The 13,623-nt window shown below is 75.0% G+C and carries 11 protein-coding genes; 7 read left to right on the forward strand and 4 right to left on the reverse strand.

All coding sequences use genetic code 11. The features are described 5' to 3' along the window. The first annotated feature begins 55 nt into the window (after nucleotides 1–55). The 4 genes from VKA29_RS32340 (at nucleotide 56) to VKA29_RS32355 (ending at nucleotide 4,960) form a co-directional block, all read left to right on the forward strand. A complete protein-coding gene (locus VKA29_RS32340) occupies nucleotides 56–511 on the forward strand; it encodes a hypothetical protein (protein WP_324789578.1) in 456 nt (151 codons plus the stop codon). Nucleotides 512–534: 23 nt separating this feature from the next. Beyond that, complete coding sequence (locus tag VKA29_RS32345; RefSeq protein ID WP_324789579.1) at nucleotides 535–1,407, forward strand: short-chain dehydrogenase/reductase; 873 nt, start codon at nucleotides 535–537, stop codon at nucleotides 1,405–1,407. Nucleotides 1,408–1,600: 193 nt separating this feature from the next. Continuing rightward, nucleotides 1,601–3,808 carry a serine/threonine-protein kinase gene (locus VKA29_RS32350; protein ID WP_324789580.1) on the forward strand — a complete coding sequence of 736 codons (2,208 nt, stop codon included), beginning with the start codon at nucleotides 1,601–1,603 and terminating at the stop codon, nucleotides 3,806–3,808. A gap of 210 nt (nucleotides 3,809–4,018) precedes the next feature. Beyond that, nucleotides 4,019–4,960: an SGNH/GDSL hydrolase family protein gene (locus tag VKA29_RS32355; RefSeq protein ID WP_324789581.1), complete on the forward strand. Its 942-nt coding sequence runs from the start codon at nucleotides 4,019–4,021 to the stop codon at nucleotides 4,958–4,960. A gap of 38 nt (nucleotides 4,961–4,998) precedes the next feature. Here the strand turns inward: VKA29_RS32355 and VKA29_RS32360 are convergent, their stop codons facing one another. The 4 genes from VKA29_RS32360 to VKA29_RS32375 form a co-directional block, all read right to left on the reverse strand. Continuing rightward, nucleotides 4,999–5,598, reverse strand: a complete 600-nt coding sequence (locus tag VKA29_RS32360) for a phosphatase PAP2 family protein (RefSeq protein ID WP_324789582.1) — start codon at nucleotides 5,596–5,598, stop codon at nucleotides 4,999–5,001. Beyond that, the gene (locus tag VKA29_RS32365) at nucleotides 5,591–6,970 is read right to left on the reverse strand and encodes a diacylglycerol/lipid kinase family protein (RefSeq protein WP_324789583.1); all 1,380 of its coding nucleotides are present in this window, start codon (nucleotides 6,968–6,970) and stop codon (nucleotides 5,591–5,593) included. Before VKA29_RS32365 ends, VKA29_RS32360 begins: the two co-directional genes overlap by 8 nt. 309 nt (nucleotides 6,971–7,279) lie before the next feature. Continuing rightward, nucleotides 7,280–8,278 (reverse strand): type I glyceraldehyde-3-phosphate dehydrogenase, encoded by a 999-nt coding sequence (gene gap, locus VKA29_RS32370; protein ID WP_324789584.1) that lies wholly within the window; start codon nucleotides 8,276–8,278, stop codon nucleotides 7,280–7,282. A gap of 206 nt (nucleotides 8,279–8,484) precedes the next feature. Beyond that, entirely contained in the window at nucleotides 8,485–9,441 is a 957-nt protein-coding gene (locus VKA29_RS32375; RefSeq protein ID WP_324789585.1) for a GlxA family transcriptional regulator, read from the reverse strand. Nucleotides 9,442–9,563: 122 nt separating this feature from the next. Between VKA29_RS32375 and VKA29_RS32380 the strand changes: the two genes are divergently transcribed. From VKA29_RS32380 to ftsH, 3 genes are all read left to right on the forward strand, one after another. Continuing rightward, nucleotides 9,564–10,049, forward strand: a complete 486-nt coding sequence (locus VKA29_RS32380; protein ID WP_420718615.1) for an SPW repeat protein — start codon at nucleotides 9,564–9,566, stop codon at nucleotides 10,047–10,049. A gap of 483 nt (nucleotides 10,050–10,532) precedes the next feature. Further along, nucleotides 10,533–11,039 (forward strand): diadenosine tetraphosphate hydrolase, encoded by a 507-nt coding sequence (locus tag VKA29_RS32385; RefSeq protein ID WP_324789586.1) that lies wholly within the window; start codon nucleotides 10,533–10,535, stop codon nucleotides 11,037–11,039. Between the two features lie 192 nt (nucleotides 11,040–11,231). After that, complete coding sequence (gene ftsH, locus VKA29_RS32390; RefSeq protein ID WP_324789587.1) at nucleotides 11,232–13,355, forward strand: ATP-dependent zinc metalloprotease FtsH; 2,124 nt, start codon at nucleotides 11,232–11,234, stop codon at nucleotides 13,353–13,355. Nucleotides 13,356–13,623 lie beyond the last annotated feature (268 nt).

Genomic DNA, 13,623 nt, shown 5'->3' on the forward strand with positions numbered 1-13,623 from the left:
CGGCGGCCCACGGCGTGGACGGAGAACAGACAGACACGAGAGAACGGCACGAACCATGCACATCCCCCAGGACGGCCCCGACGCGGCGCACCGGCGTCCCGAGAACGTCGACGACGCGACGGTGGAGGCACTCGGAGCCCTGTCGAAGGCGCTGGAGACCACGGAACGGGCCAGGGGCCGCCTGTACGACTTCCACCAGCTGACCGGCACCGCGGACCTGCAACTGGACCGCGCGGTCGCCCTGCTGCGCGAGGCCGGTCACCCGGAATGGGCGGAGAAGGTCCGCACCGAGGTCATCGGGCGCAACGTCATCCCCGGCCACTGGACCTTCCAGATCGTCGAGGCGTACGACAGGACCTACTACGAGGCCTTCCGCGACCTCAACCGCGCCGTCGTCGAGGACCTCGCCGCAGGCCGCGGCCACCTGTACGAGGCGGAGATGAAGGAGGCGCGCCGCACCGCCGGCGACCCGCACCACACCGCCCGGCCCGGCGCCACGCCCGGGACGTGAACCGCACGGAGAGGCCCTGAGCCATGCACGACAGCCCGCTGAGGGACCGCACCGCCGTGGTGACCGGAGCGGCACGGGGCCTGGGGGCGGCCCTGGCCGGGGAACTGGCCCGCCGGGGCGCCCGCCTGGCACTGCTCGGGCACGAGGGAGCGCGCCTGGAAGAGCTGGCCGCCTCGCTGCCGACGGCGGCCATGGCGCTGGAGGTCGACGTCACGGACGCGGCGGCCCTCCGCGAGGCGGCCGGACGGGTCCGCGCGGAGCTCGGCCGCCCGTCGGTCGTGGTGGCCAACGCGGGGATCGCCGAGGGCGGCCCCTTCGCGACGGCCGACCTCGCCCGGTGGCGGCGCGTGATCGACGTCAACCTGACGGGCAGCGCGTTCACCGCGCACGTCTTCCTGCCCGACCTGACCCACACCCGCGGCTACTACCTGCAGATCGCCTCGCTGGCCTCGATCGGCGCGGCCCCGCGGATGAGCGCCTACTGCGCCTCCAAGGCGGGCGTCGAGGCCTTCGCCCACGCGCTGCGCGCCGAGACCGCCCCGGACGGGATGGCCGTGGGCACGGCCTACCTCAACTGGATCGACACGGACATGGTCCGCGACGCGGAGCGGAACCCGGTGCTGCGCGAGCTGCGCGCCCAGATGCCGCCGCCGGCCCGCCGTGTCAGCCCGGCCCCGGCCGCCGCCGCCCGGCTGGCCCGGGCCGTCGAACGCCGCAGCACCGCCGTGTACGTCCCCGCCTGGCTGCGCCTGGCGCAGGGTGCGCGCACCGCCCTGCCGCCGCTCGTGCTGCGCCGGTCGCGCCTCGCGTCGCGCCGCCGGGCCGGGGACGCCTTCCCCGCGACCGGCCTCCTCGGCGCCGGAGGCGCGGCCGACCGCGCGGCGGGCCCCGGCTGACGGCTCGCCCGCCCCGCAGGCCGGCCGGGCGGTGCCCCCTCTCCCCCGCCCCGCCCCGCCGCCCCCAGCCGGCCGCCGCGCTGCCGGGCCGCCGCCTGTTCACCGAAGTCGCTTCGTACGCGGGCCAGTAGAGTGAGCGGTCCATGCCATTCGAGGCCGCGCGGACCCGCCCCGGGCCGGTGAAGGAGATGCGGTGACCCTGCGCGAGAACGATCCGCGGTCCGTCGGCGGGTACCGGATCGAGGCGCGGATCGGAACCGGCGGCATGGGCGTCGTCTACCTGGGCCGGTCGGTGTCGGGACGGGCCGTCGCCGTCAAGGTCGTCCACGCCAGGTACGCGGACAACGCCGAGTTCCGGGCCAGGTTCCGGCAGGAGATCGCGGCGGCGCGGCGGGTCAGCGGCGCGTTCACCGCGCCCGTCGTCGACGCCGACGCGGACGCGGAACGGCCGTGGATGGCGACGGCGTTCGTCCCCGGGGTCACCCTCGCCGACCGTGTCACCGACTCCGGCCCCCTGGACTGGCCGTCGCTGCGCCGCCTGGGCACCGAACTCGCCGAGGCGCTGCGGGAGATCCACCGCGCGGAGGTCGTGCACCGGGACCTCAAGCCGGGCAACGTGCTCCTGCTGGAGGGCGGCAGCGAGGACGGGGCGGTGCGGGTCATCGACTTCGGCATCTCGCGTGCCGCCAGCAGCGACGTGCGCACCCAGACCGGGATCGTGATGGGCTCGCCGCCGTTCATGGCGCCGGAGCAGTTCAGCCGCCCGCGCGAGGTCGGCCCGGCCGTGGACGTCTTCGCGCTGGGCGCGGTGCTGGTGTACGCGGCCACCGGGCGCAGCCCGTTCGAGGCGGAGAACGCCTATCTCGCCGCGTACAACACGGTGCACAGCGAGCCCCGGCTGGACGGACTGCCGGTGCCGTTGCGGCCGTTGGTGTCCGCCTGTCTGGCGAAGGAACCGGAGCGGCGGCCCACGTCGGGCGAGGCCCTCGAGATGCTGACCGCGCTGCCGCCGCGGCTGCCGGGCCGGGAAGACGGCGCCGGAGGGCCCGGGCCGGTCCGGGACCCCGCCCGCGAACGCGGTGCACGGCCCTCCCCCGGACCGGTGACCACGCCGACGGTGCCGCCGGCGTCCCCCGCACCGCCCTCCCCCGAGTCCGGGCCGCCGGGACGGCGACGGCACCGCGGGAAACTGTGGGCCGCACTCGCGGCGGCGGCCGTCCTGGCGGCGGCCGCCGCGATGGCGGTCCGCAGCGACCACGCGCCCACGAGCGCGGCCGGAACGGGCGGTACGGCCGACGCGCGGGCGGCGTCCCGTGACGTTCCGTCCGGCTGGAAGCCGTGGCGGTACGACCCGCGGGCCGACGCCGACGAGAACTCCGGCATCGGCCCCGCGTGCACGCCCGGCACGCTCGGCGTCTTCTGTTCCTCCCCGCGGGTCGCGCTGATGCGTCTCGACCCCGCCACGGGCCGCGTGGACTGGACGAAACCCATGGTCGGCGCCCAGCCCCACACCTTCTCGCTGAGCCGCCCCGTCGTCCACGACGGCGTGGTGTACGCGGCCGCCGCCGACCGCTCCGAGGGCATCGACGCCTTCGGCGCCGGCACCGGCGAGCGGCTGTGGCATCTGGACGGCCCGGTCGGCACGTACGCGTACCTCAGTGGTGTCCTGCTCGTGCGGCTGGATCAGCCCGGGCCCTCCGACACCGCACGCTATGCCGCCTACGAGCCGCGCACCGGCGAGGAGTTGTGGCGGCGGAAACTGACCTCCGGCTCGGCGAACCCGTTCCACGCCGGGTCGCGCGGGATCCTCTACGCCGACCTGCGCGGCGGCTCGGGCGGGATCGCCCGTCTCGACGCGCGCACCGGCCGGACGCTGCGCACGCTGAAGGCCCCGCAGGGCGACCTGTGGCTCGCCACGGTCCACGACGACACGGCGTACTACGCCCGTTGGGAGGGCGGCACCGGGTCCTCCGCGGCCTTGTACGCGCAGGACCTCGGCGACGGCGCCATCCGCCGGATCGACTTCCCGTGGAGCGTGACGCCGGAGGCCCCGCCGCTGGTGCACGGCGACGTCATGTACGTCTTCGACTACGACAACGAGACGCTGCTCGCCCTGGACCTGAAGCGCGGCAAGCCGCTGTGGACCAGTTCGCGCAGCCTGCGGGTGTTCAGCGAACCGGCCGTGCACGGGGACCGGTTGTACGTCCTGCTGCCGGACACCAGCGTGCTCGCCCTTGATCCGCGGACCGGCGAGGAGATCGGACGCACGGCTCCCGCCTTCGACACCGAGGGCCGTTCCTTCGAGGAGCTGACGCCGAGCGAGTTGCCGCCGCTGAGGGTGGGCGGGGTGCTGTACGCGGTCACCGAGCCGGGCGTCTTCTCGGTCGCCGACGTCCGCTGAACGGCCGGCCGCGCCCGCTTCTTCCCCCGGTCCCGGCGTGCGTCGACGCCGCCGCTGACCGTGGTCGGCGTCGGCGGTGTCATGAGCGGCCGACTCGCTGCCGCACCCCTCTGGCCCGCGGCCGCTACCCGCCGGTATACAAGGCCGGTCGAACAGGCGACGGCCAGGCGGGCCTCGACCTGCCCGCCGGTTCTCATCAGGAGGCTCTTCTTGAAGCGTGACACTCCATCAGCCGCACCCACGTCGGGCCGCCGTCGTACCAGGGTCGCCGCGGCGGCGGCGAGCGGCTGCGCCCTCGTCCTGGTGCTCACCGCGCCGGCGGCGGCGCACGGCCCCGGAACGGGCCGCGGCACGCACTACGTGTCCCTCGGCGACTCCTACACCTCCGGGCCGCTCATACCTCGGCAGGTGGACGCCGACTGCGCCCGCTCCGACCACAACTACCCCTCGCTGGTGGCGGCGCAGCGGTCCGTGGCCGGCTTCGAGGACGTCAGCTGTGCGGGGGCGACCACCGAGGAGATGTGGAAACCGCAGGGCGGCAACGGGCCCCAGCTCGACGCCGTGCGGCGGGACACCGACCTGGTGACGGTCCAGATCGGCGGCAACGACGTCGGGTTCGGCTCCATCATCGCCACCTGCGCCGGGCTGAGCACCTCCGACCTCACCGGCGACCCGTGCCGGCGCCACTACACCTCCTCCGGCACCGACCAATTGGCGCTGGCCGTGCTGGAGACGGCGCCGAAGGTGGCCCGGGTGCTCAGGGCCGTGCACGACCGGGCCCCGCACGCGCGCGTGCTCGTCGTCGGATACCCCGACCTGCTGCCCGACGACGGCAGCGGCTGCTTCCCCACCGTGCCGTTCGCGGCGAAGGACTTCGGCTACCTGAAGGACACCGAGAAGCGCCTCAACCTGATGCTGCGCCTGGTGGCCGGGCTCAACCGCGCCGACTACGTCGACACGTACGGGCCCACGGTCGGCCATGACATGTGCAAGTCCCCCGCGGACCGCTGGATCGAGCCCCTGCGGCCCACCTCACCGGCGGCCCCGGCCCACCCCAACGCCAAGGGCGAGGAGGCCATGGCACAGGCGGTGCTGCAACGGCTGGCCGACGGACACGGGGGTCACGGGGGCCGCGGGGGCCACGGGCACTGACGCGCCCGCGCGGGCCGGCGGCCGGGGGGCGGCCCGGGTCACCGGACCGCGACGTGCCGCCCGTGCACCTCGTGGCGGGCGGCGCCGAGGACCACGGCCGCCGCCCCGGTGCCCAGGACGGCGCCGGCGATGACGTCACCCGGATAGTGGACACCGGTGTGGACGCGGGAGTAGCCGACCGCGCAGGCCAGCAGGCCGAACGGCACGGCGACGGCCGGGAACGCGGGCCCCACGGCCGCCGCGAAGGCGACGGCGGAGGCCGTGTGGCCCGACGGGAAGGACGCGGACGCCGGCATCGGCACGTGCCGCCCCGGGAACGGCGAGTCCTCGGCGCGGTGCGGTCGGCGCCTGCGTACCAGCCGCTTGCCGAGCAGGTTGGCCGTCGCCGAGGCGACGCCGACGGCCGCGAGCCCGAGCACGGCGGCACGGCGCGGCCGACCGGGGAACAGCGCCATCGTCGCGGCGGCTACGAAGGAGATCTTGGAGTGGTCCGCCGCCGCGGACAGCCGCCGCAGGGCGGAGTCGAGGGTGGGCGTCTCGGTGACCGTCACGGCCTCGTACAGCGCCTGGTCCAGGGCGCCCAGGTCGCGCAGCAGACGGTGCCGTGCCCGGTGGACCTGCGGGCGGCTGTCAGTCATCGGTCTGTTCCTGTTTCTTCCGGAGGGGCAGGGGGGTACGGCCGAGCGCGAGACGGACGACGCGGCGCCAGTCCACCGACGGTGCGACGTAGGGCGCACCGGGACGGTGCCGGGGCACCCGTATCCGCAGCACACCGGGCCGGACCGTGCACACCACGGGCGGCGGCAGGGTGAGCGCCTCGCCGTCGACGGCCACCGGAATCAGCTCGGCCTCGGCCTCGACGACCACACGGCGCGCCGTCAGCGAGGTCACGCTGCTGGCCCGCTCACCGCGCAGGGCCAGTTCGGCGGCCTGCGCCGCGCTCTCGACGCAGACCGCGATCACACCGAGCCGGCCTCCGTCCAGCCGCGGCCTGCGCCCGCCGCCCAGCGGGTCGGCCCGCGCGTAGGGGTTGTTGCTGACCAGCAGCGTCTGCGGCACCTTCAGCCGCTCCTCGTCCGCCCGTACGTGCAGCACCGTGCCGGCCTCGCCGCCGAGCAGGTCGGGCAGTTGGCCGAGCGCGGTGGCGGCCTTGGCCTCGCGGTACTCGGGGCTCTGCACGATCTCCGCGTACGTCCCGAACGACACCGTGTTGACGAACGGCCGTCCGGCCACGTCGCCGAGGTCCACCCGCAGCTCCACCCCGTCCGTGAGGGCGTCCAGGCAGCGGGCCGGGTCCTCCCGGTCCAGGCCCAGGTCCATGGCGAAGTGGTTGCGGGTCCCGGCGGACACGACGAGGAACGGCAGGCCGTGCTCGGCGGCCACCGCCGCCACCAGGGCCTGCGTGCCGTCGCCGCCGGCCACGCCGAGCAGGTCCGCGCCCTCGGCCACCGCCTGCCGCGCCAGTGCCACCGGGTCGGGGTCGGCGTCGAGGTCGAGCAGGATCACCCGGGCGCCCAGTGCCTCCGCCCGCTCCACCAGCCGGAACCGGCCGACCTTGCCGTCACCCGACCGGGGGTTCATGATCAGCACCGGTCTGCGGGGCGGGCGGGCCGAGCGGGAGTGCATGCCGTGCGGGGTGCGCAGCCGGCGCAGCGCGCCGCGGGCGCAGGCCAGCGCCGCCACCCAGGCCAGCACCGCGCTGACGGCCACGACCCACAGCCCGGACACCGCGTACAGCACCAGCACACCCACCGGTGAGGCCAGCGCCAGCACCGCGCCGAGCAGGCGCACCGGCCCGCGGTGCGCCAGCGCCCACCACAGGCCCGCACCGGCCAGCGCCAGCCCGGCCAGGCCGAGCAGGAGGATCAGCCACTGTCCCGCCCCGGCCACCACGGCCGCGACGGCACCGGCCAGGCACAGCAGGGCGAGCCGGGCCAGCGCGCGCGCCGACGCGGCGTGCGCGCCGGAGCCGTCCGGCTCCGTCTCACTCGTCGTCCGGATCGCGTTCATGATGCGTCGGACGGGCCCCGCGCGTCCGTCGTGCCGCGTGCGCGGCGCCGCCGGTCTGTCCGCGCGCCTCGGGTTCCGCCCTGCACCTCCCCATGGTCGTCGCCGGGCACCACGATCTCACGCGGCCCGGAGCGCCGGAACCACATCCCGCGCCACGGCTCCCGGCGCGCCCTCCGCCGCCGAACGCGCGGATTCCCGGTACCGCCCGGGCCAAACGGCCGGGAGCACCGGGAATCCACCGGCCGCGGCCGGTCGACACGGGGTCGCCGGCCGCGGGGACGCCGGGCGGGTAGTACCGGCGGCGGTCCGTCAGCGGGCGGAGAGCAGTTCCAGGGTGTCGATGACGCGGTTGGAGAAGCCCCACTCGTTGTCGTACCAGGCGACGACCTTCACGTGGCGGCCGTCGACGCGGGTCAGCGCCGAGTCGAAGATCGACGAGGCCGGGTTGCCGGTGATGTCGGACGAGACCAGCGGGTCGTCGGAGTACTCGAGGATGCCGGCGAGCGGCCCCTCGGCGGCGGCGCGGTACGCGGCGAGCACCTCGTCGCGCGTGACGTCGCGGGCGACGGTCGTGTTGAGCTCGACGATCGAGCCGACCGGCACCGGCACGCGGATCGAGTCGCCGGACAGCTTGCCGTCGAGGCCGGGCAGCACCAGGCCGATCGCCTTGGCGGCGCCCGTCGTGGTCGGCACGATGTTGACGCCGGCGGCGCGGGCGCGGCGGGGGTCGCGGTGCGGGCCGTCCTGCAGGTTCTGCTCCTGCGTGTAGGCGTGGACCGTGGTCATGAAGCCGTGCTCGATGCCGGCGAGCTGGTCGAGCACCGAGGCCAGGGGCGCGAGCGCGTTGGTCGTGCAGGAGGCGTTGGAGACGATCGTGTGCAGCTCGGCGTCGTAGGCGTCGGTGTTGACGCCGAACGCGAGCGTGACGTCGGCGCCGTCGGACGGGGCGCCGACGAGCACCTTCTTCGCCCCCGCGTCGATGTGGGCCCGCGCGGCCTTGGCGGAGGTGAAGCGGCCGGTCGCCTCCAGGACGATGTCGACGCCGAGTTCGGCCCACGGCAGCTGTGCCGGCTCGCGTTCGGCGAGCACCTTGATGCGCCGGCCGTCGACCACCAGGACGTCCCCGTCGACACTCACCGGGCGGCCGAGCCGGCCGGACGTCGTGTCGAACGCGAGCAGGCGCGCGAGGGCGGCGGGCTCCGTGAGGTCGTTGACGGCGACGACCTCGAGGGCGCTGTCGCGCTCGAGCAGGGCGCGCAGCACGTTGCGTCCGATGCGGCCGAATCCGTTGATGGCGATGCGAGTCATGAATGTTGTCCCTTCGTTTCGCCCCCAGGCTCGCGCGCGGCACCCGCGCGGGACAGCGGCGTGATCGCCACGGTTCGCAAGGATCTCGCCAGCCCCGGACGAAGCCGGACCACCTCGCCCCGGGTGGAGCCGGGCTGCTCGCCCCGGGTGGGGCCCGGCTGCTCGCCCCGGGTGGGGCCCGGCTGCTCGCCCCGGGTGGGGCCGGGCTACTCGCCCTGGGTGAAGGTGCGCCGGTACTCGCTGGGGGTGGTGCCGAGGATGCGCTGGAAGTGCAGTCGCAGGTTGGCGCCGGTGCCGAGACCGACGTCGGCGGCGATCTGCTCCACGCTCCGCTCCGAGCACTCCAGCAGCTCGCGTGCCAGGTCGATACGGGCGCGCATGACCCACTGCATGGGCGTGTACCCCGTGTCCTCGGCGAACCGCCGTGAGAACGTGCGCGGCGACACCGCCGCGTGCCGGGCCAGCGACTCCAGGGTGAGCGGCTCGCCGAGCCGGTGCAGCGCCCACTCGCGGGTGGCGGCGAACCGCTCGCCCAGCGGCTCGGGCACGCTGCGCGGCACGTACTGTGCCTGGCCACCGCTGCGGTAGGGGGCGGCGACCAGGCGTCTGGCGGCGTGGTTGGAGGCGGCCACGCCGAGGTCGCGGCGCAGGATGTGCAGGCACAGGTCGATGCCCGAGGCGGCACCGGCTGACGTGAGCACGCTGCCCTCGTCGACGAACAGGACGTTCTCGTCCACGTTGACCAGGGGGTGGCGCGCCGCCAGCGCCCGCGTGTAGTGCCAGTGCGTCGTGGCGCGCCGGCCGTCGAGCAGGCCGGTGGCGGCGAGCGCGAAAGCACCGGTCGAGATGGCGGCGAGCCGTGCCCCTCGCCGGTGCGCGGCGATCAGCGCGTCGACGACGTCCCGCGGCGGATCGTCACGGTCGGGGAACCGGTATCCGGGGACGAAGACGATGTCGGCCCACTCCAGCGCGTCGAGACCGTCGGCGACGTAGTACGACAGCCCGTCCCCGCCGGTCACCGGGCCGGGCGCCGCGCCGCACACCTTCACCTCGTACGGCATGCTCCTGCGCGTCGTGAACACCTGGGCGGGAATGCCGACGTCGAGTGGTTTGGCCCCTTCGAGGACGAGGACGGCGACACGGTGGAGACGGCTGGCTGACACGCCGACCAGGGTACGAGGACCCGGCGGCCCGGCCTGTCGCCGCCGGGAACGGCGGTTCGGACGGGCCCGCGTGGTTACCCGTGGTCATGCACACACACCGTCACCCTTCAGAGGTGAGCATCATGGCAACATCTCCCAGGTCATCGATGGAGACGCATCCCGACATCGTCGACATGCGGCTCCGTCACGAGATGGCCGAGCGCACCACCAGCACGCCCCGGGGGCAGGCCGTCGAGTCGCTGGCACTTCTCACCGGCCTGTACCTCGCAGCGTCTCCCTGGATCGTCGGCTTCAACGGCATCTCGACGCTGGCCGTCACCAACCTTCTGGTCGGCATCGGCTACGCGCTGACGATGAGCGGGTTCGGCCGTGCCTACGAACGCACCCACAGCATGGCCTGGGCGGCCTGCGCCCTGGGTGTGTGGACCATCGTGGCGCCCTGGGTGGTGGCCGGCAACGCCAGCACCACCAAGACGATCGTGAGCAACGTCATCACGGGTGCGGTGGCCCTGCTGCTGGCACTGGCCGCCAGCGCGGCGGTCCGGGCCGCGGAGTCGAGCGGGACACGGCAGAGCAGGTCGAGGCGCTACGCCTCGGACATCGACTGATCAACTGCTCGGCTGATCGACTGCTCGGCCGTTCCGCCGTTCCGCCGTTCCGCCGTTCGGCTGTTCGGCCGTTCGGCCGTTCGGCCGGGTTCGACCGTTCGGCTGTCCGGCTGATCGTCCCGCCGGACCGTTCGCGCCCGGCCGCCGGACCGCGGCGGCCGGGCGCACCCGTGCACGGACACGCCATGAGCCCGGTCACGGGGCGCCGGGCGGGGTCGTGCGCGGGGATGCGGGAGCGCGAGCGGGTGCGGGCCGCGGACCTCCGTGGCCGGGCACACGGGTGGGTGCCGGTCACGGAGGCGGAGGTGTCCGGCCGTACCACGGCACGGAGGGCGGCCGCGCCGGCTCCGCGTCAGGAGAAGCGGCGCGCGGCGGGCCATGACGAGCGCGCCGACTGCGAGGGCGGCCACCACGGCCGTGCACCAGGCCAGCACTTGCGGAGGCTGTTCCACCGCGCGCCGGAGGGGTGGCAGGATCGCGTCCATGGGTGGCGACGGGCACGGGGACGACCGGCGCAGGGACGACTGGCGCGGTGACCGGATCGGCAGCGCGCTCCGCGGCACGAATCCGACGGTGCTGCGGAGGCTGGACGCCGGATTCGCGGTGATCGGGGACGTCCAGTTCCTGCCGGGCTACTCGGTGCTCCTGGTGGACGATCCCGCGGTACAACGGCTCTCGGACCTCCCCCGGCCCAGGCGGTCGGCCTTCCTCTCCGACATGGACCGGCTCGGCGAGGCGGTAGAACGTGCCTGCGCCCGCCTGGACCCCGCCTTCCGCCGCGTCAACCTGGAGATCCTGGGGAACACCGATCCGTTCCTCCACGCCCATGTGTGGCCGCGCTTCGCCTGGGAGCCGGCCGAGCTGGCGGGCAGGCCGGTATGGCTGTACCCGCCCGAGCGGTGGCGCGCGGCCCGGTACGCGCTCGGCCCCCGGCACGACGCCCTGCGTGAGGCCATCCGCGAGGAGCTGGACCGGCTCACGGCCGCCTGAGGCGGCCGGACGTGGCCGCGTACAACACCGCGGGCCGGGCCGGCGCGGCCCGCCGCTCCCGGAGCATGTGGAGGACACTGAAAGCCCGGAGGAATGGTGGCCCCATGCCGCAGGGCGGAAGGTCCCTACTGCGTGACGCGGGGCGGGCGGACAGTGGAGGCCGGCCGTGTTCCAGACCGTACGGAGCCTTTGATGAGCAAGCAGGCCCAGTCACCGCCGCCCGGCGACCGGCCGACGCCGACCGCGCCGCCGCCTCCGCCTGCCTGGCGGCACTGGCTGTGGCCGCTCGCGATCATCCTCGTCATCGGGATGTGGGTGGCGCTGCCGCAGCTCGGCTCGATCCGGTCGGAGAAGACGAACCTGACCTACACGCAGTTCGTCGACGACGTCGATCACGGCAAGGTCAAGTCCGTGACGATCGACAGCGACGGCAAGGCCAGCGGCACCCTCACCGACGGCGACGGCTTCACCACCGTCGTCCCGGTGCAGCTCGCCGGCGACCAGTTGCTGAACCGGCTGGAGAAGAAGAAGGTCGAGGTCACCGCGTCCCGGTCGTCCTCCTCGCCGTCGTTCGGCTCCCAGCTGCTGTCCTGGATGCTGCTGCTGGGCCCGTTCCTGCTGATCATCTGGTTCTGGCGGCGCCTGTCGAAGGGCGGGGCCGCGCAGATGAGCGGGGCGCTGGGCGGGGTCGGCAAGTCCAAGGCGAAGGTGTTCGACGCGGAACGGCCCAGCACCACGTTCGCGGACGTCGCGGGCTACGAGGGCGCCAAGTCCGAGATCGCCGAGGTCGTCGACTTCCTGCGGCGGCCGGAGCGCTACCGCCGGGCCGGGGCCATGGCACCGCGCGGTGTGCTGATGGTCGGCCCGCCCGGCACCGGCAAGACACTGCTGGCGCGCGCGGTCGCGGGCGAGGCGGACGTGCCGTTCCTGTCGGTGGCCGGATCGAGTTTCGTCGAGATGTACGTCGGTGTCGGCGCCGCCCGCGTGCGGGACCTGTTCGCCGAAGCCCGCAAGCGCGCCCCCGCGATCGTCTTCGTCGACGAGATCGACGCGCTCGGCGGCCGGCGCGCCGCGGCCGGCTCGGTCGTCTCCAACGACGAGCGCGAGCAGACCCTCAACCAGCTCCTGTCCGAGATGGACGGCTTCGAGGCGTCCGAGGGCATCGTCGTGCTGGCCGCGACCAACCGGCCGGAGGTCCTCGACCCCGCGCTGCTGCGGCCCGGGCGCTTCGACCGCCAGACCGTCATCCCGCTGCCCACCCTGGCCGAGCGCGCCGCGATCCTCGCCGTCCACTGCAAGGACAAGCGGCTCGGGCCGGACGCCGACCTGGACGTGGTGGCGCGCGGGACGCCCGGCTTCTCCGGTGCCGACCTCGCGAACCTCGCCAACGAGGCCGCCATCGTCGCCGTGCGCGACGGCCGGGAGATCCTCTCCGCCGGGGACTTCGACGCGGCCCGGGACCGGATCCTGCTCGGCCGCCGCGAGGGCTCGAACGTCCTGCTGCCCGCGGAGAAGGAGGCCGTCGCCGTCCACGAGGCCGGGCACGCCCTGGTCGCCGCCCTGTCCCCGAGCGCGGACCCGGTCGCCAAGGTCACCATCCTGCCCGCCGGGCAGGCGCTCGGCGTCACCGAGCAACTGCCGCTGGTGGAGCGCCACTTGTACGGGGAGGACTATCTCACGCAGACCCTCGCGGTACGGCTGGGCGGCCGCGCCGCCGAGCTGGTCGTGCTCGGCCAGGGATCCACCGGGGCCGCCAACGACCTCGCGGGAGCCACCGAGCTGGCCACCAAGATGGTGCGCGAGTTCGGGCTGTCGCCCGAGGTCGGTCCCGTGGGATACCCGCAGGGCGGCTCGGTCTTCCTCGGCGGCTCGGGCACGCCCATGAGCAGCCGCCCCTTCGCGGAGGCCACCCAGGCCGCCATCGACGGCGAGGTGGCCCGGCTGCTGCGCGAGGCCGAGCGGCGGGCCATCGGCCTGCTGACCGAACACCGCTCTCAGCTGAGGCAGTTGGCGGATGTGCTGCTGGTGGAGGAGACCGTCGACGGGTCGGCCGTCTACCGGCTGCTGGGCACCGAGCCCCCGAGTGCGCGTCCTGCCGGCGAGACCATCGCGCCCCGCCGCGTGTCCGTGACCAAGGAGGCCGCCGCGCATCGAAGCGGCCAGGAGCCGGCCGGACCCGCGCCCGCGCCGGGCCGGAACCGGTCCACCGGCCGGTCGTCCGCGTCCGACACCGCGGCGCACGCGCGGCCCGCCCCCGACCCGGGTCCGGGCCCGGGCCGCAACCGGCCCGGCACCCCTCCGAAGGCCGCGCCATGACACGCCCCGTCCAGCCCGGCCCGGCCCCGGGCAGCCCGGAGCCCCGCGGTCCCCACCTGCCCGGCCCGAGCCACCCCGGTCCAAGCCGCCCCGGCGCGGACCTCCAGGGTCCTGGCCGTCGAGGTTCCGGCCGTCGCGGTTCCGGCCGTCGCGGGAGGCCACCGGGGGCCGTACGACGTCGACGGCTGCCGGCCGTCGTGGGCGCCGCCCGGCCCGCGGCGCCGCCCCGGCACGCACCGGCCGCCGCCCGGAATCGGCCGCCGCGTCC

The organism is Streptomyces sp. H51 (assembly GCF_035656535.1).
Taxonomy (GTDB): domain Bacteria; phylum Actinomycetota; class Actinomycetes; order Streptomycetales; family Streptomycetaceae; genus Streptomyces.